This window comes from Rhizobium anhuiense (genome assembly GCF_003985145.1).
In the GTDB taxonomy this organism is placed as follows: Bacteria; Pseudomonadota; Alphaproteobacteria; order Rhizobiales; family Rhizobiaceae; genus Rhizobium; species Rhizobium anhuiense.
Genome location: NZ_ML133536.1, coordinates 1 through 23453, shown reverse-complemented (window position 1 = coordinate 23453; position 23453 = coordinate 1). Strand labels below are relative to the sequence as shown.

The following is a 23453-nucleotide window of genomic DNA, read 5'->3' as shown; positions in this document are numbered from 1 at the left end:
TGACGATCTTCACTTCATTGCACCTGCTTGAACGCAAGGACAGCATTCATGCCGCCCATGGCGAAGGCGTTGCTCATGGCCACGCCCACCCTGCGCTCTCGGGGCACATTTGGCGTGACGTCCAGATCACAATCGGGGTCTGGTTCGCGATAGTTGGCCGTGGGCGGCACGACACCTTCTTGGATCGCCATCACGCAGGCTATCATTTCGAGCGCACTTGCTGCCCCGAGGCAGTGCGCGTGAGTGGATTTGGTGGAAGAGATGGACATCGATCGAGCATGGTCACCAAAGACGCGCTTAATCGCCGTCGTTTCGATCTGATCGTTGGCCTTGGTGCCGGTGCCATGGGCGTTGAGGTAGTCTACATCCTCGGCATTTAAACCCGCATCAACAAGGCAGGCGCGCATCGCCGCCTCCGGCCCATGCACAGCTGGTGCAGCTATGTGGTAGGCATCGGCGGAAAGGCCGATGCCGGCGACCTCGGCAAGCATCGTTGCACCGCGGGCGGCGGCATGCTCATAGCTTTCCAGCACGGCCATGCCCGCACCTTCGCCCAAAACTAGTCCTTTCCTGTCGCCCGAGAATGGCCGGCAAGTATCTGGAGCGAGTACGCGCATTGCTTCCCATGCCTTAAGCACGATCCACACGAGTGGCGCGTCGCTTCCTCCAGCTAGCATAACGTCCGCCCTACCGAGCTTGATCTGATCTACCGCTGAAGCGATCGCATGGTTGGCCGAGGCGCAGGCAGAGGTGGCACCGAAGACTGGCCCCCGCAGCCCGAGGTTCATGCTTACCTGACAGGCAGCCGCGCTAGGCATTGCCTTTACCCCAGTGAATAGCTCAGTGCGAGTCGCGCCGCCCAATAGGAGGGTGCGGTAGGCCTTCTCGGTAGCGTCCCAGCCGCCAAAGCCAACGCCCACTGTCGCGCCGAAACGGTGGGCATTTCCTTCATTGCACGAAAGGTCGGCCTGTAGCATGGCTTGTTTAGCTGCAAGCACGGCTAGCAGGCTGAAGCGGTCCATGGAGATGAGCTGTTTGCGATCAATGTCGTGTTGAGGCAGCACCTTGATCTCGGTCCCGATCATCCCCTTCAGCTCATGAATCTCTGAGTTTGAGATCGGGCCGATGGCGGAGCGGCCTTCGCGCATCTCCGTCCAGATAGAGGAAGCATCGGTGCCCAGTCCGCACAGTCCGCCCAATCCGGTGATAACGACGCGTCTGTCCATTCAGACCTCCTTGGTGAGCAAGCCACGGACGGCTTCCACCACGTCGCCGATATTGTTGAGGTTCGACCAGGCATCGGCCGTATTCATCTCGATCTTAATGCCGTAGAGCTGCTCCAGATCCCAAAGGACATCGGCCAAACCCAGCGAATCGATGCCAAGTGAAGTCAACTCAGTGTCAGTCGTTATTTCGCCGAGCGCTACGATCGTTCTCCCGCCGTCTTCAGCTTTGACGAGCTTATTGATCGCACTGATAATTTCCAGTGTGAGTTGATCAGCCATTTGTATTCCTCTCCATCATGCCTAATTTCGACGAGCCGACGGCCTTGCGAGAAGGCTCGATCTAATTGCTGCTAACATCGGAAGATGTTCCGGCTCGTCTGCGAAGTGACGACAGAAACCAATAAAACTTACCGGAATCTCACCGCGCGGCTGCCCTGCTATGGATCATATGGGATCATTGGTAAAATTGATTGTGTGGATCAAATGCATCCACGCTATGGATTGTGGCTCGACATATTGCCGCGGCTAACTTCTCGCGCCGGCGCCGTTTCAAACCCTCAAGAACAAGATTTATCGCGGGATCGAAAGTAGAGCTTCGGCTACTATCCCGGGTCGGCGCGTTGGTCATTTTCGCGCAGAAGCGCATGTGCGGAAGGTCGGGGAAGTCACCGCAGCTGGATGCTGGTTTCCGCGATCGGCCGAACATAGGTTACAGGAATAAAGTTTTGAATCACCTTTGCATGAGGCCAGGGAAAGCATACGAATCGTACCTTCTCAGGTAACGATCGCTCTCGGCAATAGCTTCGATTGCTAGCTGAGCTGAGGCGGCGGGGGCCGCCTGTAACATAATGCCTCCTTTGGGAACACAGCCAACGCGCTGTGATGAGCCGGCGGTGCCGCTTACGACGTACAACTTTCCATCTCAGATTCCATGCGCGAAGCCTCTTGGATCATAATCTCGCGCATCCAGATGTTTCCAGGATCAGTGTTGTGAAGAGCCGGCCATTGGACAGCCTCAGTGAATGAAAGAAGCGGCAAAGGATGCTCAATGATTCTTAGTGGGATAGTTCGTTCGTAATGTTTGACCAGCCGCAGGGGGATGGTTGCTATTCGATTAGTGCCAGACAGCAATGGCGGGATCAAGTTAAACCCCGGGACGACGAGCTCAATACGCCTCTTGAGGCCGTGCTGCATCAATAACCATTGCTCTACGGAAGGCTTAAGACCACGTCCGAACTTAGCCGCAACATGTCCCATGGACATATATTGCTCCAAGGAGAGCTGCCCTTGTAACTGCTCGTTCGTAGGGCAGCCGACGCACACCAGTCTCTCTTCGAAAAGCCTTGCCTTCGGATGGGCGCCGGACATGAATAAATCCGGGAGGATCAGAAAATCGACATCACCACGGCGGAGAAGCTCCTCCGGATCGTCGTCAAGTGGCAGCAACTCGAAGCTGACCCCTGGCGCCTCCCGAGCTAAGCGCAATATTATCTTGTCGAAGAAGACCAGTGCCATGAAGTCTGAGAGGATAATTCTGAATCGGCGGTCGGACTCCGCTGGGTTTATTGGATCCCAAGCTATAACGGAGACCTGGATATGCAAGAGGGCTTCGCGGACAGCGGGGGCAAGTGCCTCTGCACGCGGGGTCGGAACTAGCTCCCGTCTCTGCATGATAAAAAGGTCGTCGCGGAAATAGTCGCGCAACCTAGAGATGGCGGCGCTCATGGCGGGTTGGCTGAGGTTGATGCTGCGCGCCGCTGCTGTGAGCTTGCGCTCGGTCATTAGAGCGTCGAGTGCTACAAGAAGGTTTAGATCTAGGCCTTTAAAACGCATGGGTTGAATATCCATTTCATAGATGATTGCCATCCAAACAATCAATTTTACCAATCTTTCGGATCACTTATAGAAAACCCGGAACTTGATCAATATCAGGGCCAGGAACTAAAAAACGAAGTGCCGGGCAGGGGCCCGGTTCGAGACTCTTAAACCTCTTAACCGCTCGATTGCCTAACCGGCAATCCAACAAGTATGCGCAACAATATCGCGCAGCTCTGATCGTGGTTGGGCGAAGAAACAACTTGGAGCTTTTGCATGTCTTCTGAAGTGCGATGGAAAATATGCTGGGAAAATGAGCTGGAAGCTTCCGACCACGCGGAACTCGCTGATTTTTTTTGTAAGACCTATGGACCGACGGGAGCGTTCAATGCCAAGCCGTTCGAGACTGGCCGAAGCTGGGGTGGTGCGAGGCCCGAACGCCGCGCAATCGCATATGACTCGCACGGCGTCGCTAGCCACATGGGCTTGTTACGCCGCTTCATAAAGGTCGGTACGACTGATTTGCTTGTGGCTGAGCTAGGCCTGTACGGAGTGCGACCGGATCTAGAAGGATTAGGCATCGCTCACTCGGTCCGCGCCATGTTTCCGGTTCTGCGCCAGTTGAGTGTTCCATTTGCTTTCGGAACAGTTCGCCACGCCATGCGGAATCATATGGAAAGATACTGCCGAGACGGGACCGCCAATATTATGACCGGGCTGCGTGTGCGCTCCACGCTTCCAGACGCGCATTCCGACCTGCCAGCCACGCGCACTGAAGATGTCCTCGTATTGGTGGTTCCCGTCGACCGTCCAATGACTGAGTGGCCCGCGGGCTCGTTGATTGAACGAAACGGGTCGGAACTATGAAACGGCCCGCATATATGAGCGAAGTACCGGTCAATCACACAAGCGGCCACGAAGCTCGCTGCGTTTACTTGACGTTCGACGACGGTCCTAATCCATTCTGCACGCCGCAAATCCTGGATGTTCTAGCTGAGCACCGCGTTCCGGCGACATTTTTTGCTATCGGCTCATACGTGAAGGATCACCCCGAACTCATTCGGCGTCTTGTGGCGGAAGGTCATGATGTCGCCAATCATACCATGACGCATCCCGACCTCGCCACCTGCGATCCCAAGGATGTGAAACGTGAAATAGACGAGGCGCATCAAGCTATTGTCTCGGCCTGTCCCCAAGCCTTGGTCCGGCACTTACGAGCGCCTTACGGGGTTTGGACTGAAGACGTCCTTTCAGCATCGGTGAGGGCTGGACTTGGAGCCGTTCACTGGTCGGCCGACCCTAGAGACTGGTCTTGCCCGGGCGTCGACGTGATCGTTGATGAGGTGCTTGCTGCTGCTCGGCCTGGGGCAATCGTGCTTTTGCACGACGGGTGTCCTCCCGATGAGGTTGAGCAATGCTCGCTTGCCGGACTCCGTGACCAGACGCTCATAGCACTCTCTCGAATTATTCCGGCACTGCATAGCCGCGGATTCGAGATTCGTTCACTTCCCTGAAACACTGGACAAACGAGAAACCATGACCCTGCTCGCAACAACCAGCATCGCCGCCATCTCGCTTTATGCAATGCTCTCCACTGTTTATAAGAGCGCGCAGGTCTTTCATGCTAGGCGGACAACGATCTCAACAACACCTGCGAAAGACATTGAAACCAACCCCGTGCCAAGCGTTGATGTCATCGTGCCGTGCTTCAACGAAGACCCAATCGTTCTTTCGGAATGCCTCGCGTCGCTTGCGGAGCAAGATTATGCCGGAAAATTGCGCATCTATGTAGTCGACGACGGTTCCAAAAATCGCGACGCGGTTGTGGCTCAGCGCGCTGTCTATGCAGACGATGAGAGATTCAACTTCACAATTCTCCCTAAAAATGTTGGAAAGCGCAAAGCGCAAATCGCCGCTATAACCCAGTCCTCTGGGGATCTCATTTTGAATGTGGACTCAGACACCACGATCGCCCCCGACGTCGTATCTAAGCTTGCCCACAAAATGCGGGATCCAGCAGTCGGTGCGGCGATGGGCCAAATGAAAGCCAGCAACCAGGCGGACACCTGGCTAACTCGCTTGATTGACATGGAGTACTGGCTTGCCTGCAACGAGGAGCGCGCGGCACAAGCTCGCTTCGGTGCAGTTATGTGTTGCTGCGGCCCATGTGCGATGTACCGTCGGTCTGCTATGCTTTCGCTGCTCGATCAGTACGAGACGCAGCTTTATCGCGGCAAGCCGAGTGACTTCGGCGAAGATCGCCATTTGACGATTCTCATGCTGAGCGCAGGCTTTCGAACTGAGTATGTTCCGAGTGCCATCGCGGCGACAGTCGTTCCAGACACGATGGGTGTTTATCTACGCCAACAACTACGCTGGGCACGCAGCACCTTTCGGGATACTTTGCTTGCGCTCCCCGTACTGCCTGGTCTCGATCGATATCTCACGCTGGACGCAATCGGGCAAAATGTCGGCCTGCTACTTCTTGCGCTGTCGGTATTGACAGGAATTGGCCAGTTTGCGCTGACCGCCACACTACCCTGGTGGACGATCCTGGTCATTGGATCCATGACTCTTGTCCGCTGTAGCGTGGCTGCCTATCGCGCCCGCGAACTGAGGTTTCTGGGTTTTGCTCTCCACACGCTTGTGAACATCTTTCTCTTAATTCCCTTGAAGGCCTATGCCCTTTGTACCCTATCCAATAGCGACTGGCTGTCGCGCGGATCAGTCGCGATTGCGCCCACGGTTGGGCAGCAGGGCGCTACCAAAATGCCAGGGCGGGCGACATCTGAAATTGCCTATAGTGGCGAGTGATGAACGCGTCACTGCAGCTCAAAATCTGGGACAAGAAATGAACGGGCAATTAACGAATTTGAAGACGACGATCGCTGATCCGCACCAGGATCATCTCATCCTATCGGAGCGGCAGCACCAATCGAAATTTAAGGCAATGGATTCGCCTTCTGGCTCATTGTCCCCAGTCGCAATCGACCTGGCCGGCGTTTCGAAATCATATGGTGGTAAAATCGTCGTCAATGACTTGTCGTTTACTATCGCCGCAGGAGAATGTTTTGGTCTTTTAGGACCGAACGGCGCAGGTAAAAGCACGATCACCCGTATGATCCTCGGAATGACGTCGCCGAATGCAGGCAAGATCACTGTACTCGGAGCGCAGGAGCCGGGCCAGGTTCGCTTGGCGCGCGCGAAAATCGGGATCGTGTCTCAGTTCGATAATCTCGACCTGGAATTCACGGTCCGCGAGAACCTTTTGGTATACGGCCGCTACTTCCGCATGAGCACCCGAGAAATCGAAACGGTGATCCCATCGCTGCTTGAATTTGCGCGACTTGAAAGCAAGGCGAATACGCGTGTGGCAGACCTATCGGGAGGGATGAAGCGACGCCTCACTTTGGCGCGTGCGCTCATTAATGACCCGCAGCTACTCATTTTGGACGAGCCGACCACTGGCCTCGACCCACACGCGCGCCACTTGATCTGGGAACGACTTCGATCGCTGTTGGCATGCGGCAAGACAATTCTTCTGACGACCCATATCATGGAAGAGGCTGAGCGGTTGTGCGACCGGCTGTGCGTGCTTGAAGCTGGGCGAAAGATCGCCGAGGGCCGACCGCATGCCCTGATCGAGGAGCAGATTGGCTGTCCTGTGATCGAAATTTATGGCGGCGATCCGCAGGAGCTTAGTCTCTTGATCAGGCCGAATGCTAGGCGACTGGAGATCAGCGGAGAGACCCTGTTCTGCTACACGCCTGATCCAGAGCAGGTGCGCGCGCAGCTGCGTAGATATACGGGCCTGCGCTTGCTGGAGCGTCCACCAAATCTAGAAGATGTCTTCTTGCGGTTAACCGGACGCGAGATGGAGAAGTAGAATGAGCGTAGCAGCATTATCCGCCGGCGGTTTAAATTGGCTCGCAGTTTGGCGCCGGAACTATTTGGCTTGGAAAAAAGCGGCGTTGGCATCCATTCTGGGAAATCTAGCCGATCCCATTATATATCTATTCGGGCTCGGCGCTGGATTGGGAGTGATGGTGGGGCGCGTTGACGGCGTATCGTACACTGCTTTTTTGGCGGCTGGAATGATCGCGACAAGCGCGATGACTGCTGCAACCTTCGAGACTATCTATGCGGCCTTTGGCCGAATGGAGGGCCAGCGCACCTGGGAAGCAATGTTATACACGCAGCTCAGGCTGGGGGATATCGTCGTTGGGGAAATGGCGTGGGCGGCAACCAAGGCGTCGCTCGCAGGCACCGGTATTGGTATCGTCGCCGCCATGTTGGGATACACTCACTGGCTGGCTCTTCTCTACGCTCTTCCGGTCATCGCCATCACGGGCTTAGCCTTTGCGAGCCTTGGAATGGTCGTCACGGCCCTCGCGCCCAGCTACGATTATTTCATATTTTATCAAACGCTGGTCATCACACCGATGTTGTTTTTGTCAGGCGCAGTCTTTCCCGTAGACCAGTTGCCCGTAGCATTCCAACAGATAGCCGCCTTCTTGCCCTTGGCACATTCGATAGATGTTATCCGCCCGACGATGCTGGGCCAACCAATCGCCAATGTCTCCCTGCATATCGGCGTTCTCTGCATCTACATAGTCGTACCATTCCTCGTGTCGACCGCATTGCTTCGGCGGCGACTAATGCGGTGACGGATGCTGCTTCACATCATCATCAGAATCAATCCGGTCGGTTTGCTTTGCTTGGCCCGGCATCTCGCAAGTCGTATGGAGGCCAGGCGACGGCGCGTCTCCTGGTAAGCGACTGGCCTTGTGATGACGGTGAGGAAAGGCTGCCGTCAAGGGTGCCGACACATTGCGTGCGGTCAGTGCGGGTATCGCCGCTGTCTCGCTCGTGCAGCAGGGAGTTGAAGAGCGGCGACCGGATCTGCCCTCAAGCGCAAAACGGTCCAAATTCAAGTGCTAGCCGCCTTCAACGTCACGTGTGCGCCGAGAGCCCGCCCCATCTGGCATGTCCCGGATGCACCACTCCTTCTCACCAAGTTGCTTCGAGCACCATGTTCAGCGGCGTCTGGGCTGCTCGTCTGACATGTGTGAACCCGCCTGACCGGATCACCTCCGTCAATCGCTTCTCTCCCGCCTGAGCGCCAAGTGCTAATCCCGTCTCCTGCGCCAGGGAGGTGGGAACGCAGATCATCGTCGAGGCGGAGTAGTAGAGCCGCCCGACCGGGTTGATATTCTCCTCAAGCGTGTCTCCCGCCAAAGGCTCGACGACCATCCAGGTGCCGCCTTCCTTCAGTGCTTTTTTGATATGAGACGCCGCGGCTTCCGGGTCGCCCATGTCGTGTAGGCAGTCGAAGCAGGTGATCAGATCGAAGTCGCTACCGTCGAAGTCCTGCGCGCGGCCCACCTCAAACTGCACGTTCGTCAAACCGTGCGCTTCAGCGTGCGCTTTCGCAGCCGCGATCGAGCCCAAATGAAAGTCGTAACCCGTGAACTGGGATTTGGGAAAGGCCTGCGCCATCAGAACCGTTGATACCCCGTGCCCGCATCCGACGTCGGCGACCGTTGCACCCGATTTCAACTTGGCGTTCACGCCATCGAGCGCCGGCAGCCACTCCTGGACCAGCGCATTGACGTAACCAGGGCGGAACAGCCGCGCGACAGCGCAGAACATGCAGCCAGCCTGGTCACCCCAGGCAACGCCTTCACCTGTCTTGAAGGCAGACTGCACCTTCGCCTGATTTCCGACCATGGCGGCAGCCGTATCGAAGGCGCCAATCAGGTTGACCGGGCTGTCGGGTTCAGCAAACACGTAGGCCTGCTCGGGCGTGAGCGAGAACCGGCCATTCTCGTAATGCACATAGCCCGAAGCCGCCTGCGCTGCCAACCACTCGCGCACATAGCGAGGCGTGCATCCCGCGGCCACGGCAACCTCCTCGGCCGTCGCGGGTCCGATCGCCTTCAGCGTCTTGTAGAGGCCAAGGTCATCGCCGATCCGCACCAGCGGCACGCTGAATGCACCACCAAGGTCGCCAAAGATGCGGTCCACGAGCTCCTTAAGCGTTGTTTCGTTGAGTTGGGTCATGTCGGATTCCTCCTGATATACGGGCAATCTTTTGCCAATCGTCGTCTTCAACGGACCGGCAAAGGATGGATGCTCTCGATGGGGCGTATGAACTGCTTGCGCTTTGCACTTCGTCTATCGACCGGCGCACGCACTCTAACTGGATAGCCTCCTCGCATCGACAGTGACGGGCAGGCGCCTGTTCTGCGACAGGTCGGGAAGAGCAATCTGCCATCCGTTTTTCAGCAGAATAAAGCCGCCCCATAGGCTTTTGTGCTCAACCGAGATGATCGGTTCCTCGAGGTCTTTCTTGTGAATATAGGCCGATAAGCCGACGTCAGTTCTGCTGATTGTCACTCTCATGCATGTTCCTTCTCGCTGGCTGCTTTGGGAGCTTTCAAAGTCGAGCGTTATCAAAGCCCATTATTCTGGTTGGAAATATCCCCAGGCCGATACCTCCGTTATGGCTCTACATCAGATTTGGGCGGAATCCGCTCACTGGATGTGATACCGGTAGTACGCAATTTTCTAACCGCATGTTCGCCCGCTCGTCTCATTTTTCGCGCTTTAGTCGGTGGCGATCAAGCAGGGACGCAGGTCTTTGGCATCGGACACACCGAAGCGCATTGTTGCGTGTCAAACTCACCCTTGCACTCGGTACATTTTTTTGAATCCACAACATATCCTTCACCTTTGAAACTGATCGCATCTGAGGGACATGCAAATTCGCAAGAGCCGCACTGGGTGCACTGGGATGCAATGATCTTATAAGCCATGTTTCAACTCCTGAGTCAGTCAGAGGGGTAACGCCGTCGGCATCGACGGCTTGCGGTCAAACTCGGCGATGTACAGCGCGCCGATCGCAGTCTCGATGTAAGCATAGGCAAATGCGTCCGTTGCTCGCACGCCAGCTTTTGCCAACCGCTTCTTTGGTCCATCGCCAATTTTGGCAGAGAGCAGAATATCGATACCGTCGAGTGCAACGATGATTTGATCCAGAGCGCTCTCCTCGCCTACGCCACCCAAGCAATATGGCAGAACCTTACGGTGTCCCACCAAGTTGATCCCTTTTCGAGAGACGGCATACAATTGGAGTTCTCTTACCTGACCGAAATGTTCGTTGATCCGGCCGCCACCTTTAGTCGCCACGGCAACGACAAGAGTTCCCGACGAACCCAGTGACTTGACTGCTTTGTTCGCGTCCAATTTTGCTGCAAATTGATCCTCTCGCTCATGCTCGACCAGCTTCCGATATACCTCGCGCTTGTTGGCATCGTATCCAGCTTTGGTGGAGATTTGGTCGAGGGCAAACTCTCGCTCACGATCATCGCCCAGCAAACCGATGGCGTCGGCCCGGCACTGTTGGCAGTGGCGCATAAGCTTAACGTTACCATCGAGACAGTCTTGAAGTGCCTTTAGTTCGAACTGCTCCGGGCAACGCTGACCCGTGAGACCGTAATAAGTACCATGCGAATGCTTTGAAATCAGGGGCACAACATTGTGCATGAATGCCCCGCGGTCTCTGATCCATTGGTTAACTTCCACGAGGTGCGTGTCATTGACGCCTGGAATCATAACCGAATTGATTTTGGTGAGGATGCCGCGTTCGGTCAGCATTTCCAAACCCAACATTTGGCGCTCGTGAAGGATCCTGGCACCTTCTATCCCAGTGTATCGACGATGACCGTGGAGTATCCATGGATAGATCTTCGCCCCGACTTCCGGATCCACCATGTTGATGGTGATCGTCACGTGATCGACGTTCATGTCAGCTAGCTCATCGACATGGTCCGGAAGCGCCAATCCATTCGTAGAAATGCATAGTTTGATGTCAGGTATTTCTCTGGCAACGCCTTCAAACGTCGCTACTGTTTTCTTCCAGTCGTAACAAGCGTCGCCCGGTCCGGCAATGCCGATTACGGAAAGCTCCGGCACTTTGCTGGCGACGGCAATCACCTTGCGTAGTGCCTGGTCGGGAGTTAGCTTGACTGATGCGACCCCGGGACGGCTTTCGTTGGTGCAGTCATATTTGCGATTGCAGTAGTTGCACTGGATGTTGCAGGCAGGTGCGACCGCGACATGCATGCGAGCAAAATAGTGATGGGCTTGCTCTGAAAAGCAGGGATGGTCTTTGATTCTCTCCCAGATCCGCGCATCCATGTCATCCGTCACCGAAAGGTCATAGGACGAAGATGCGCGGCCGCCGCGCATAGCGGGCGCCATCGGCGCCCGGTCGAAGGGGGCGCTGCTGGTCATCCCGACCTCTATTTCCGGTTCCGACATCGCATTGTTCCATTGGCTAGGAAAGGTTAAACCTCCAAAAGCAAGATCGATTCCGGTCGACGAGACATTGCTGTTTAAGCGCTTATGTCGCCTTTACCGCCCGTTTCCGCGCTCGCTGTCGGAGATGTTTTGTAGCAATCAAGGCAGGATTGCGCCCGAAGTCGCTTCTCCGGCAACCAAAGCTTACGATGCTCTTGACATCGCTCACCTTCACTCTTTGATCACATCGATACCAAACCGGCGCAGCGCATAGCCCACCTGCCGCGGCGTTTTCCCTAGTATACGAGCCGCCTTGGCCTGTACCCAACCAGCCTTCACCATTGCATTGATCAGCCGATCACGCTCAGTGAGACCGGGTGCCTCCACTGTGGCTGCGGAACCCGTGAGAGTACCTGCGTTGGCCCCCAGTCCGCCTAACGTTGCATCTCGTGGGTTGAGACGATGCACCGCGTCGTTGCCAATACCGTCGTGGGCGTCTTTCCAGAGGAGCGCCGAAGAACACTGGTCTTGCTGACAGGCAAAATCTGATGAAGCGATCGTATTTGAACTGGCGAGAGTAGCGGTCCTTTGTACGCAATTGTCCAGCTCACGAACATTGCCGGGAAAGGCGCATTTCGACAAAATGTCTATTGCCGACGGCGCGAAGTCGAGATCTCGATCATTTGCCTTGTTGAATTGCTCGAGAAACACTTGCGCTAGAAGCGAAATGTCTCCGTCGCGCTGCCGAAGCGGCGGCAAAATGATGGGCACCACATTGATCCGGTAATAGAGGTCGGCTCTGAACTCCCCTCGAAGGACGGCCACTTCAAGGTTTTTGTTGGTGGCGCATATAACTCGGACGTCTACTTTCAATGTCTTCGTTCCGCCGAGACGTTCGAATTCGCCTTCCTGTAACACGCGCAATAACTTCGCCTGGAATTGTGGTGATACATCGCCAATTTCATCAAGCAACAGCGTTCCGCCATTGGCCAGTTCGAAGCGTCCAGCTCGTTGAAGGAGAGCGCCGGTGAAAGCACCCTTCTCATGGCCAAACAATTCGGATTCCAGAACGGTTTCCGACAGCGCGGCGCAATTCAACTTAATAAACGCCTTGCTTTTCCGTATCGATAACGCGTGTATTGCTCTTGCAAAGCATTCCTTGCCAGTGCCGCTCTCTCCTCTCAAGAGCACCGCGGAGTTCGTCGCCGCCACGATATTGGTGGTAGCTAATACCCTCTTGAGCGCGGGGCTCTCCCCAACGATCCAGTCGATTTTATCGAGCTGGGTGGGTTGAGGCTTGGAATTGATTTTCGGAATCTGTCCTGCTTGTTGTTCCTCGGCGACTGCGCCGCCATCGCTGCACAATTCGCGATAGCGCTGGCAGGTTAAGCCGATCAGGACGGCAATCATTGCCAGAAGGGCTTCGTCCTCATCTCCGCTTTTCTGCGCGAAATCAATCCACAATGCGCCAATTGCTTTCCGGTTTACTTTAACGGGGAGAACGGCAGAATTTTTCCCAAAGTGCTTCTCACCGCTAGTGATGACACGATTTATTGCGTCCGCGTGTTCAGTCGTAAGAGAACGCGAGCGAACGTCGTGCCCAATGGGAGCCCGCACGTTTATCCAGGGCTCTCCTCCGGCGCCGTGAATCACGATTCCGCCATCGCGCAATTGCAGATGCTTGACGAGGGCGTTCATCGCAGCCTTCAGTACGTTGTCTAGAGGAAAAGAAGAGATGAGCTCTTTGGATATGTCGTAGAGTATATGGAGCCGCGCCTCTGGTTTAATCATGCCTACAAACAGGGGAGGGTGCACTGCTTTTTACCCTGGTGCGCGAAATATGCTAACGCATATTCCTAAGTTAAAAATACGTGTTCCGGCGGCATAGAAAATTGCCTTTCGAAAGGTGATGAGTGGATGCACACTCAATCGCCGCCGCTAATGCAGCTGGATCGGTCGCTGCTATTCCGGCGGAGGTAGGGACTCCTCATCCAAATTTGAAGAGGACCCCGAACCCGCCCCGGGGATAATTCCATTTGATGTCGCCACTCGCTTCGCATAGCACTCTGCATGTGCCGCATTCCAAACAGCCATCGGAAACAATCGCCACCTGACCAATTTCGTTCACTTCGTAGCATTTGGCCGGACAGACTTGCGTCAAGGCGAGCAGGTTCGGGCTTGGCGACCGGTGCGGTCGCACTGTGATATGCGGACGTCCAGTGTCGACGAGATATCGGTTTTGGTACAGCTTGTCCTCAATGCGCTCAATGATGGTCGCCTTCATCGAATTTTCCTTTAACGCCAAGATGCGGCGGAGCGGACCGCGTCGCTGATCAACCCCCAACGGGATCGTGCCTTGACAAAGGAGGCAGCTGTAGCCTTCTCCCTGTTGATTTTAGGTGCACCGTCGACACGCACAAAATTTTGCGCTGCCTGTGATATAAGCGTTGGATAGGTCATGAAAAAATTGTGACTGTCGGTGTGGAGGAGGCTTGGAAGATCTTTGTGTTTGATCAGGTCTTTCATGACGAACGACTTATCCAGCATGCCCTTATAGAGAGAGAGATTGCGCTTCGTCATCAAGCCGCCACGGCTCTTTATCTGAGAGATCGCTTCGCCGGCCATGAGGCCTGATGTCATCGCGAGGTTTGATCCCTCCCTATGCACGGCATTGTTTAGTTGCGCCGCATCGCCCACGACCACCCACCCGTCGCCAAAGAGTTGCGGGATTGCCTTGAAGCCCCCTTCGGGAATAAGATGCGCGGCGTATTCTTTTATCTCTGATCCGGCCAGTAATGGTCGGATCGAGGGATGTCGCTTGAAGGCGTCAAGAAGGCGGTACGGATTTTCCATGCCTTCTGCTAAACCGGAGACGAGGCAGCCGATCCCCACCGAGATCGACTCCTTGTTGGTATAAACGAAGCCCAGTCCGGCCATTCCGCGTGAGATCGTGCCGCCGGCTTCGATCACACAGCCTTCGCTACCGTTGAGGCCGAAGCGCTCTGCGATGACCTCTTCCGGCATGAAATGCATTTCCTTGACAGCGAGTGCCACGTTTTCCGGCTTCGGCATATCGCGTAACCCGGCTCGTGTTCCAAGCAGTCCGTTCACGCCCTCAGCAAGGACGACTACGTCCGCGAGGATCACACCGCCCTCTCGGTCCGTGTGAACGCCTATTACTTTACCGTTCAGGTCCCAAGCGAGTCTGGTCGCTGTCGTTTCACAAAGGACTGTGCCTCCCGCCTCGCGCACCTTGCGTGAGAACCATTTGTCAAACTGGGCGCGGATGATCGTATAACGGTTTGGCTTCAGTTCATTGAAGTCATCAGAGCGATAGTGCACGCCCGTGTGCGACGAGTCATCCATTAGCCAGAATCGTTGCTCGACCAGATGCCGTTCAAGAGGGGCGTCATCGCGGAATTCTGGGATAATCGCCTCCAACATGTTGGCGTACAATATAGCCCCTTGAACATTCTTAGAGCCCGAATGTTCTCCGCGCTCCAGCTGCAGCACTTTTAGACCGCGACTAGCCATCGAATACGCTGCGGCGTTACCGGACATCCCGGCACCAATGACGATCGCGTCGAACTTACTCTTGGTCATCTAGCCTTCCTCGGTCCATAACCTTGATAGAGTTGTGCGGTGGCATTCGCTTGGCGAAAGCTTCTGTCAACGCCGGCAAGAACTCCAGCGCGCAAGCGACAACGCCGATGTGGGCGAAGTCAAAGATCGGAGCGTTCTGGTCGAGGTTGATAGCGACAATCAGATCGGCTCCTTCGACGCCAACGCGATGCTGGACCGCGCCAGATATTCCCGCCGCGATGTAGAGCTTGGGTCTAATGGTATGGCCGGACTGACCAATTTGTCGATCAGCAGGCATCCAGCCTTTTTGGACCAGTGGGCGCGAGCACCCGACTCCCCCGCCGATCGTCGTTGCCAGGTTTCTCAAGTATTGCAGGTTTCCTGCAGTGCCGAGGCCGAGACCGCCGCCAACCACAATGTCGGAGTTGGCCAGATCGGATTGCTCAGACCCACTGTTGCAAAGGAACGCGAGGACTTTGGTGACGATCTCCTCCTCAACCATCAGGAGTTGATGTTGGATAACGCGTCCGATTGGCTTATCCACACGTTGCGGCGTCGCCATGACCCTGGACCGCACCGTTGCCATTTGCGGCCGGCTGTTCAGCGTGTAGATCGTGCACAACAAGGACCCGCCGAAAGTTGGCCGCGTTGCTGCGAGTGAACCATCTCCATCCACATCCAGCTCGGTGCAATCAGCCGTAAGCCCTGTTTGTAAGGTCGTTGCTACAGCACCGGCTAGGTCGCGGCCGAGCGTGGTCGCGCCGAGAAGGAGAATTTCTGGTTTGTGAGTAGTGACCAGATCCGTCAAAGCCTTGGTGAAGGGTGCGTTTCGATAGTTGTCGAGGAGGGGCGATTCTACCAGATAGGCGACATCAGCTCCGTAAGCGAAGGCCTCTTCGATCGCAGGCTTGGTGCCCACGCCTTCAGACGAACCGAGGATTACCCCGGCCAGTTGGACACCCAGTTTGTCAGCTAGTCTGCGGCCTTCGCCGAGGAGTTCAATTGATACGGGATGAACATTGCCGCGCTCAAGTTCCATGAAGACCCAGACATGCCGGTGATCTTCGAAACACTTAAGCAGCTTTTTCCCTGAGCTGGCGCGGCCGACCGCGTTTGCCGTCGTTTCATTTTTTCTAGCGACCAAAATCTACTCCTCGCTGCTCACCGATTGCCATGGGACGTGAGCTTGCGTTCCAAAACAGGCTGGCGGGCAAAAATTGCAGCGACCGTCTCCGCGGCGACCTCGGCCAACGTTTTGTCGTTAATCTCCATTTGCATAGCTTTTTCGGCGCGCGGACCAGGAGCGAATACTCGCTTCACGACCGTCGGCGATCCCCGCAGGCCGCATTTGGTCAACTCCCCAATGCCGGCGTCAGCGGCCCCCCATTTAAGAACCGGGCTTCGCGCTGCACGGAAGGCGTCATCAAGAGAACCCCGGCGGATAGCATTGACACCTTCCAGCACGGTGATGAGACATGGCAACGTGCTCTTCAGCATCTGCGTGCCGCTCTCCGCGTGCCGTTCAACCATGAGCTCGCGCGAAGTGGGATCAATGGAGACAATCTTCGTTACGTAAGTCAGTTGCTGGAGGTTCAACCTCTTTGCAATTCCGGGTCCGACCTGGGCCGTGTCGCCGTCAATTGTCTGCTTTCCCGTAAAGACGATATCAGGCGCCCCATAGCTCTCGCCAATCTTCGCTACTGCTTGAGAAAGAGCATACGAGGTCGCCAGCGTGTCAGATCCAGCAAAGTGGCGGTCGGTCAGAAGCACTGCGCGGTCTGCGCCGTGGGTAAGGGCTTTGCGTAGCGCTTGCTCAGCCATGGGCGGTCCCATCGTCAGAACGGTCACCTCGCCCCCATAGCGGTCACGAACTTGAAGTGCCTCTTCGAGAGCAAACAGGTCGTAAGGGTTAATGATGGTCGGTACGCCTTGGCGCATGATCGTATTTGTCACCGGGTGGACGCGTATCTGCGCAGAGTCAGGCACTTGTTTGATACAGACCACGATGTGCATAGTCGTTTAAGCTCCCCAATCGGATTCGGGCTTTAGGGACCCGGCTAACTTTGAGCACTGCTCGCGCCAATAAAGTTGCGCCGCAAGAAGATGCTGTCCGGGTTCAGGTTGATGCCCTCCTCAATGGCCGAGAGCGCCGTCTTCCAATTCTTAATCTCTGTCGCCGCCGAGACTCGATCATGGAACTAATCGCCGCAGCATAAGTCTCGCCTTCAGCAATCCGCTCCTTTTCGGCATTCTTTGCTTCCGCGCTGGCGCGCCAGCTGCCGTTAATCACTTTTGGCAAAACGTCCTCGAGCATAATCAGATCACCGATAAAGGCGATACTACAGTCTCGGTCGACAACGAACGTCTTTGGAACGTGGAACGACAGGCTGGCTTTGAGCCAAACCTCTTTCATTTCGCCTGAGTGGTCGAACCCCATCCGAATGCTCGTATTCGGGAGCGATTTGGTTATAGACGCGTCCACCTGGGCTCGGGCGTCGTCAGCCGTTGCAGCTTCCTCACTTGCTGCGATCCCGATGAACTCAACTCCCGTGTCGCTGAATTTCGCCAGATCGGATGTCTCCTTCCCGCAATAACCCCAGGTAGTCGAAAAGAACGCAACGATGCCTATTTTGCCGAGCTGGATTTTGGAAAGCGGATCGCCGCGCAGCCAGTTCTGCACTTTGATCGAAGGGGCTGGAGAGCCGCTACTTAAACTAGAGGCCATGTTTTATGCTCCACAGTATTTTATGGGCCGCTTCGTGCTAGAGGAATGAGCCCTTCCGGCCAAGTATCAGGTCGATTTGTTTTGATATTGAAAGGCCATCGCGGCGATCGTTCCATAGGTTGGACATTGAACGTTTGTGATCCCGTCTTCTGAAATGGCTTCTGCGGATGCGGCGTGACATTGCAAATTCCTTCTTCTGAGAGCGTGACGATATTCACCGTCGTGACGGGAAGGTGCCGAGGTCTGATGCAGATGATGCAGGAGGCCATTCCAAATCCCCTCGCTATTTAAGTCGATTGCTGGAGGGACAGCCTCCTTCCAATGCCGATCAGACCGGGGCCGTGTCGCCGTCAATTGTCTGCTTCCCGACGAAGACGATACCAGGCCTCCGAAGTCCGGCACTTGCTTGATACAGACCACGATGTGCATAGGCGTTAAGCTCCCAATCGGATTTGGGCTTTAGGGACCCGGCTTACTCTGAGCACTACTCGTGCCAATCAGGTTGCGCCGGTAAGCCTTCGAGATTGCACATGTTTCGTTGTCGTTATGCGGAGGGGTTTTGTAGGGGTGCCGACATGTCGTGTCGCAATCCGCCCCGATCACCACAGCGAACCGAGGGGCGGTTCGATAGGCTTCAGGTCGGATAAGTCCACGATAGCTGCGCCACGAGCCGGAAGGTTTCAACGCCGAATAATACGCCGGGAAATAGCAAGGGGACTGAAGTTCTGGTGCGGTGGGCGTGTATCGAGATTCGGTTTACCGTTGATAGTCTGACTAGCGACACCGTATGCGCGATCAGAAGCACAGCGATCGAGAGAATAACGTTGCGGGCGCCTAGTGAGGTTGGACAAGCGGTTTAACTGGACGTTGCGGCGTGAGCAGGATCATTGGCAGATGCGTAGAGAAATCCTTGCTGGGAATCTCAATCGAAAGCCGTCCATAAACGCTGCCGCAGCGCATCGAGCTCTTTCTCCGCCTCAATCGTTACATCAACGCCGTTCTGATCGGCTGGGCGAGCTACCGTATGATCAAATGAACAAGCCGAAGCCACTTGATCTGACGCGACTTGCTACATTGAGCCAGCGCCATCCTTCAGACGCATGACAACAATCCAACATTGTCGTCACCTTTGTCAGATCAGCGACAAAGGTTACCTCCTCGATCGCGCGCCTTTTCCGCCCACATAACTGGAATAGCAGGGAATTATTGTTCGTCATCTAATCGGCCTGCTTGGCATGAATCTTGAGAGCTATTGCGAGGCAGCGGAAACGGCCGCCGCCGCGTTGCGGAATAACCGCATTGCTTCGAACACAGGAAGGAACGCCAAGCATGGCAGCTCTGCGTCAGATTTTATGGAAAGGGCGGATTTGGCAAGTCCACTACGTCCCAAAACACGCTAGCGGCCCTCTTGGACCATCGCGTACCACGGATACCGGTGATCATTCGAATTGGGATACGCTAAATGGCCAGCAAGTTGAAAAAGGCCCTGACACGTCTTGTTGATGCGGCCAAGCACCTCAACATCGACCCGATAATTCTTGAAAGATGGGCGTCCCCGAAAGCGACCACGCACGCCCGTCTGACGATCCAAATGGACGACGGTTCACACAAGCACTTTCCGGCCTTGCGCTGCCGCTATGACGATACCCGCGGCCCAACCAAGGGCGGCATTAGATATCACCCTAGTGTAACGGCAGATGAAGTAGAGACGCTCGCCCTCCTGATGACTGTCAAGTGCGCAGTGGTGGACCTGCCATTTGGTGGCGGCAAAGGCGGCGTCCAGATTGATCCTCACCCTCTCTCCAAGACTGAACTGGAGCGTCTTGCGCGTGGCTATGTCCGTTGCTTTGCCCATGTCATCGGGCCCAACCGCGACATCCCGGCGCCCGACGTCAACACCAACGCAACGACCATGGCATGGATGGCGGACGAATACGCTTCTATCGTTGGCGAATGGACGCCGACGGTCACCACCGGTAAGCCAATCAGCCTTGGTGGCTCGCTTGGCCGTGATGATGCGACGGCCCGTGGCGGCTATTATCTCCTCCAATTCCTGGCGAAGGACCTCGGCTTTACTCCGGGTGCACGAGCCGCGATCCAAGGCTTCGGCAACGCCGGATCTCACATGGCGCAGTTGCTCGAATCGGCCGGATACAAGATCGTGGCCGTTTCCGACTCAAAGGGTGCAATTCGTTGCCCGGCGGGCCTCGATATCAAAAAGCTGAATGCTGCTAAAGAGCGCAACGGAGGCGTTACCAGCTTCGCGAGTTCAGACGGTGTCTCGAGAATTGCTGCCGACGAACTGGTTTCGGTGGATTGCGACCTGCTCGTTTTGGCAGCCCTGGAGGACATGGTCCACGCGGGTAACGCTGCCAACGTAAAGGCTCCGATCATTCTTGAACTCGCCAACGGCCCGATCACGCTGGAGGCTGATGAGATCCTCAAGAACAGGGGCGTTGTCATTCTTCCGGATATCCTCGCGAATGCGGGTGGGGTCGCTGTCTCGCATTTCGAATGGGTGCAGAACCGCCAAGGCGACCGTTGGCTCATTGAGGACATACATGCCCGGCTGAAGACGAAGATGGAAGAGGAAGGAGCCGCAATATGGGCGTGTGCGAAGGACAAGAACATCACCCTGCGAAGCGCCGCCTACGTCCACGCGCTCTCACGACTTGTAGACGCTATTGAGGCGAAGGGGACTTAGCAATTCTTTGCAAGCTAATGGCCGAAAGGAGACCAGTACGAACCACCGCTGTGCGGAGTGACAGCTAAAACATCTAAGTCCGAGGCGCGGTTCATTGGAGTTTCGAAGTCGAGCGCCTCTGACATCCCTAGGCCTTCAGCCAAGATCAGGAGTGAAATGATGACCGATATCGTTGGGCACTACGTTGATCACGAAATGACGTCGCCATTTCAAATGGCGCAGCATTCAGCGAAGATCAAACCGATGGCGATCGATTTAGCGAAACGCGGGATCCTTTTAATCACAACCTGCCTGCGCGTTGAAGTCTATGGAGAAGAGTCTGCGCTCGGAAATATAGATCTTTTGTTCTCTGGTTTTCCGCGCGCGCTTGTCAAAGGTGCGAGGGCTGTTGCTAAGCGTCTCGCGGAGATCTCTTCCGGTGCTAAATCCCAGATCCTTGGGGAGCCCTACGTTAACGATCAAGTTTCGAATGCTGTCGCGCTCCTTGATCCGGCGCTTCCAATTTCTCGGATCGCACGGCTGGCACTAGGTGTGGGTCGCGCATCGCGAGAGCGACTGCACTTCATCGCACCGTTCAACTATGATCGAATTGTTTACGACTTAATAGCCGAGCAATTTAAGGGGATAGAGGAACCCGGCCGTCTTTACATGATTGGGGCAGGTATGCTGGGGCGCGACCTAATCAGCACTGGAGGGGCAGATCGATTCCGTTCCACTGTAGTCGTAACGCGGAATCCCAAAAAACTTCGCAGGCGCCTCCGGGGCTCCTCTGACAGGGAAATCGCGATAATGCGTCCAGAAGAGATTGGGGGCGTTCGAGAGCTGCGATCATGCGCTGTTATCGCAACCGCCGATTTAAGTGAAGATTACAAAGCGGCTCTAAAGGGCGCCCTTCTGCGACTGGAGCCACGCATCATAGTGGACCTTTCGTCAATTCCGGTGCTGTCGAAATGCGCGGTCCCGAAGCTCAACTATGTGACTATGTACGACCAAGATTTTCTCAGGCTTATAGATCTGAACAATCAGCATTTGGTGTCTAAACTGCCTCTACTTCTTTCCGATATCGAGAGAACGCTACCGACGGCTGAGGTCTTCTAGACTACGTCATCTATTTACTCACGCAGGGGACACTCTTGTGGCCAGTAAATTGCGATGCAATACGCGAACCTTGGAAAAATGGGAACCTCTAGAGACAATTCAGTGCGAATTTGCCTTCGGATACAGCCTCGGACGGATGGAGGGTCAACACCCAATGCGAACAAAAGCACTCGTACTCATTGAAGGATCGAGAAGTAATGGTCTGCTGTACGTCCAGGCCGCCCGACGTCGTGGACTACAACCGATTACCCTGGCGGCTGATCCAACGCAGTATGACTACCTTATGGCGGAAGGCGGTAAGGCGATAATGGTCGATACTGACGATTTCGATTCGGTGAAGCGTGAGTGCCTCAATCTGGCTACGACCTATGATATTGCCGGGTTTGTCGGTTTTGCGACCCGCGGCGAGTCGGTTAACGTGACGGTCGGAAAGCTATGCCGGTGCTTCGACCGACCAGGTCCGGACCCCCTTTTGATCGAACGTTGCTGCGACAAATTTAATCAACGTCAGCTCCTGACGCAAAATGGCCTGCCAGTGCCGACCTTTCGATGGGCAGCTAGTGCAATGACTGTGGATAGGGCTGCCGCTAACATCGGGTTCCCGGTTATTGTTAAGCCCGCAGTTGGGAACGGAAGCAGCGGTGTCCGATTATGTCGCGATGCCGCTGAGTTAGCCGAACACACAACCTATCTGCTGGGAGGGGCTTTCCCCTGGCGGTCTTCGCCGACAATACTTGTTGAGGAGTTCGTAGAAGGGCCTTTTTATGACGTTGTTACAATGGGGAACGCAGTCATTGCGATTGGTTCAGCCGAATTTGGGCCCCCGCCTCATTTCGTTCCTCGTAGAAGCATGTTTCCAGCCCAGCTAACTGATGAGGAGCACGAGGGTATCACGGATGTCTCGTTGAGGTGCTTGCAAGCACTCGGCCTCGGCTGGGGCCCAGCAAATGTTGAACTCCGCTGGACAAAACGAGGCCCAGTCGTGATGGAAGTCAACCCACGGCTTCCGGGTTGGACCACTTCTCGGCTGGTCCAGTTGGCCTACGGTCTAGATGTCATCGAACAACACATCAACCTTGTTATCGGGGAAAAGTGCGACCTGCATACAAGCCGCTCCCGCGTCGCGGCTGCCCATTTTTTCGTACCTGATCGGGACGGCACACTGGCTCACATCAGAGGTACCGATCTGGCGGAGATTGTACCAGGGATCGCTGAGGTTAGATTCCATGTTGACCCGGGAGCCTCTCTTGTCAGGAAAGGTGATTATCTAGACATAATTGGACATGTTATCGCCGCTTCGACCAACCACGCTGAAGCCGAGGCGATACTTCACCGAGCGTTGAACCTAGTCGATTGGGCTGTAGCGCCATCTCCGGATGAACAGGGCAACGGGAGACTGCTTGGCACTGAACCACGGAGTGTTTCAAGACCTGGTACCTTCTAAGATACGACGGAGATATGTATGTTTCTCAAAGCCGACGGAACTCAAGTGTGGTTGCGGAGTTCGACCAGATTGCCGTATTTGTCCCTGGTCGGCGCCATTGAAACTTCAGAGAGCTATGACGTAATCCGATCCAGACTTTCTCGAGCTTACGAAATGTTCCCCGGAATGGCATCCGATGACGCATTCCTGGTGCTAGAAGCCGAGGGCAGTAAATTGGTCTTCTGCGCTCGGCCGGACAAAGTGTGCGCGTTGTTGTTCCTGGGAAAATTCACACTCGCCGGAGACAAGCAACGAATCGGTTTGCTCGAGAGTTGCTTTGAATTGATGGTAAACTCTGTAAACGAAATCAGCTTGCGGGTGGGCGCGACGATTCATTTCGAGGTCGTGCAATCAGAACTCGCTTCACAAGCTTGAGGTTTTTGTGAGTCCATGCTGAACCGCGACCTGCGGGCTTTGAGAGGCTAACCGGTACGCCTGATTTGCGCGAGGAGTTTCTGGCGGAAGACTTCTGCCGGCGTTTTGTAGCCGAGGCATTTGCGTGGCGTTGCGTTCAGG

The 23453-nt window shown here is 55.4% G+C and carries 22 protein-coding genes and 1 pseudogene; 10 read left to right on the top strand and 13 right to left on the bottom strand.

Annotated elements, in window-relative coordinates; all coding sequences use genetic code 11:
- Positions 1–14 precede the first annotated feature (14 nt).
- The 3 genes from EEQ99_RS28240 to EEQ99_RS28230 form a co-directional block, all read right to left on the bottom strand.
- On the bottom strand, positions 15–1226 hold the full coding sequence (locus tag EEQ99_RS28240; RefSeq protein WP_127431416.1) for a beta-ketoacyl-[acyl-carrier-protein] synthase family protein: 1212 nt from the start codon (positions 1224–1226) through the stop codon (positions 15–17).
- On the bottom strand, positions 1227–1505 hold the full coding sequence (locus tag EEQ99_RS28235; RefSeq protein WP_127431415.1) for an acyl carrier protein: 279 nt from the start codon (positions 1503–1505) through the stop codon (positions 1227–1229).
- A 621-nt stretch (positions 1506–2126) separates the two neighbouring features.
- On the bottom strand, positions 2127–3059 hold the full coding sequence (locus EEQ99_RS28230; RefSeq protein WP_127431514.1) for a LysR family transcriptional regulator: 933 nt from the start codon (positions 3057–3059) through the stop codon (positions 2127–2129).
- Positions 3060–3317: 258 nt separating this feature from the next.
- Between EEQ99_RS28230 and EEQ99_RS28225 the strand changes: the two genes are divergently transcribed.
- From EEQ99_RS28225 to EEQ99_RS28205, 5 genes are read left to right on the top strand one after another with little or no spacing between them, the layout of a single operon-like run.
- Positions 3318–3908, top strand: a complete 591-nt coding sequence (locus tag EEQ99_RS28225; RefSeq protein ID WP_127431414.1) for a NodA family N-acyltransferase — start codon at positions 3318–3320, stop codon at positions 3906–3908.
- On the top strand, positions 3905–4555 hold the full coding sequence (gene nodB / locus EEQ99_RS28220; protein WP_127431413.1) for a chitooligosaccharide deacetylase NodB: 651 nt from the start codon (positions 3905–3907) through the stop codon (positions 4553–4555). The genes EEQ99_RS28225 and nodB overlap by 4 nt, the downstream gene beginning before the upstream one ends.
- Before the next feature lie 22 nt (positions 4556–4577).
- Positions 4578–5855, top strand: a complete 1278-nt coding sequence (nodC, locus tag EEQ99_RS28215) for a chitooligosaccharide synthase NodC (RefSeq protein WP_127431412.1) — start codon at positions 4578–4580, stop codon at positions 5853–5855.
- A 37-nt stretch (positions 5856–5892) separates the two neighbouring features.
- Positions 5893–6927 carry a nodulation factor ABC transporter ATP-binding protein NodI gene (gene nodI / locus EEQ99_RS28210; RefSeq protein ID WP_127431513.1) on the top strand — a complete coding sequence of 345 codons (1035 nt, stop codon included), beginning with the start codon at positions 5893–5895 and terminating at the stop codon, positions 6925–6927.
- A 1-nt stretch (position 6928) separates the two neighbouring features.
- Positions 6929–7708 (top strand): ABC transporter permease, encoded by a 780-nt coding sequence (locus EEQ99_RS28205; RefSeq protein ID WP_127431411.1) that lies wholly within the window; start codon positions 6929–6931, stop codon positions 7706–7708.
- Between the two features lie 343 nt (positions 7709–8051).
- On the opposite strand, the gene EEQ99_RS28195 is transcribed toward EEQ99_RS28205, so the two are convergent.
- The 10 genes from EEQ99_RS28195 to EEQ99_RS28150 all read right to left on the bottom strand — a co-directional run bounded on the left by EEQ99_RS28195 (position 8052) and on the right by EEQ99_RS28150 (position 17652).
- Entirely contained in the window at positions 8052–9104 is a 1053-nt protein-coding gene (locus EEQ99_RS28195; protein WP_127431410.1) for a class I SAM-dependent methyltransferase, read from the bottom strand.
- 135 nt (positions 9105–9239) lie between these two features.
- Positions 9240–9446, bottom strand: a complete 207-nt coding sequence (gene nifT / locus EEQ99_RS28190; protein ID WP_127431409.1) for a putative nitrogen fixation protein NifT — start codon at positions 9444–9446, stop codon at positions 9240–9242.
- A 218-nt stretch (positions 9447–9664) separates the two neighbouring features.
- Positions 9665–9859 (bottom strand): 4Fe-4S binding protein, encoded by a 195-nt coding sequence (locus EEQ99_RS28185; protein WP_127431408.1) that lies wholly within the window; start codon positions 9857–9859, stop codon positions 9665–9667.
- Positions 9860–9878: 19 nt separating this feature from the next.
- Positions 9879–11366 (bottom strand): nitrogenase cofactor biosynthesis protein NifB, encoded by a 1488-nt coding sequence (gene nifB, locus EEQ99_RS28180; protein ID WP_127431407.1) that lies wholly within the window; start codon positions 11364–11366, stop codon positions 9879–9881.
- A 210-nt stretch (positions 11367–11576) separates the two neighbouring features.
- A complete protein-coding gene (gene nifA / locus EEQ99_RS28175; RefSeq protein ID WP_127431512.1) occupies positions 11577–13136 on the bottom strand; it encodes a nif-specific transcriptional activator NifA in 1560 nt (519 codons plus the stop codon).
- Between the two features lie 196 nt (positions 13137–13332).
- Positions 13333–13629 carry a ferredoxin family protein gene (locus EEQ99_RS28170; protein WP_127431406.1) on the bottom strand — a complete coding sequence of 99 codons (297 nt, stop codon included), beginning with the start codon at positions 13627–13629 and terminating at the stop codon, positions 13333–13335.
- Positions 13630–13640: 11 nt separating this feature from the next.
- Positions 13641–14948: an NAD(P)-binding protein gene (locus EEQ99_RS28165; RefSeq protein ID WP_127431405.1), complete on the bottom strand. Its 1308-nt coding sequence runs from the start codon at positions 14946–14948 to the stop codon at positions 13641–13643.
- Positions 14935–16071 (bottom strand): electron transfer flavoprotein subunit alpha/FixB family protein, encoded by a 1137-nt coding sequence (locus tag EEQ99_RS28160; protein WP_127431404.1) that lies wholly within the window; start codon positions 16069–16071, stop codon positions 14935–14937. The genes EEQ99_RS28165 and EEQ99_RS28160 overlap by 14 nt, the downstream gene beginning before the upstream one ends.
- A 17-nt stretch (positions 16072–16088) precedes the next feature.
- Positions 16089–16940: an electron transfer flavoprotein subunit beta/FixA family protein gene (locus tag EEQ99_RS28155; protein ID WP_127431403.1), complete on the bottom strand. Its 852-nt coding sequence runs from the start codon at positions 16938–16940 to the stop codon at positions 16089–16091.
- A 103-nt stretch (positions 16941–17043) separates the two neighbouring features.
- Positions 17044–17652, bottom strand: coding sequence for a redoxin domain-containing protein (locus tag EEQ99_RS28150; RefSeq protein WP_127431402.1), 609 nt, complete (start codon positions 17650–17652; stop codon positions 17044–17046).
- A 1342-nt stretch (positions 17653–18994) separates the two neighbouring features.
- Between EEQ99_RS28150 and EEQ99_RS28145 the strand changes: the two are divergent.
- The 5 genes and pseudogenes from EEQ99_RS28145 to EEQ99_RS28125 form a co-directional block, all read left to right on the top strand.
- A pseudogene (locus EEQ99_RS28145) lies at positions 18995–19066 on the top strand (hypothetical protein); the annotation flags it as partial.
- A 48-nt stretch (positions 19067–19114) separates the two neighbouring features.
- A complete protein-coding gene (locus EEQ99_RS28140) occupies positions 19115–20356 on the top strand; it encodes a Glu/Leu/Phe/Val family dehydrogenase (protein WP_127431401.1) in 1242 nt (413 codons plus the stop codon).
- Between the two features lie 159 nt (positions 20357–20515).
- The gene (locus EEQ99_RS28135; RefSeq protein ID WP_127431400.1) at positions 20516–21454 is read left to right on the top strand and encodes a Rossmann-fold NAD(P)-binding domain-containing protein; all 939 of its coding nucleotides are present in this window, start codon (positions 20516–20518) and stop codon (positions 21452–21454) included.
- A gap of 154 nt (positions 21455–21608) precedes the next feature.
- A complete protein-coding gene (locus EEQ99_RS28130) occupies positions 21609–22898 on the top strand; it encodes an ATP-grasp domain-containing protein (RefSeq protein ID WP_127431511.1) in 1290 nt (429 codons plus the stop codon).
- Between the two features lie 18 nt (positions 22899–22916).
- Entirely contained in the window at positions 22917–23312 is a 396-nt protein-coding gene (locus tag EEQ99_RS28125) for a hypothetical protein (protein WP_127431399.1), read from the top strand.
- The last annotated feature ends 141 nt before the right edge of the window (positions 23313–23453 follow it).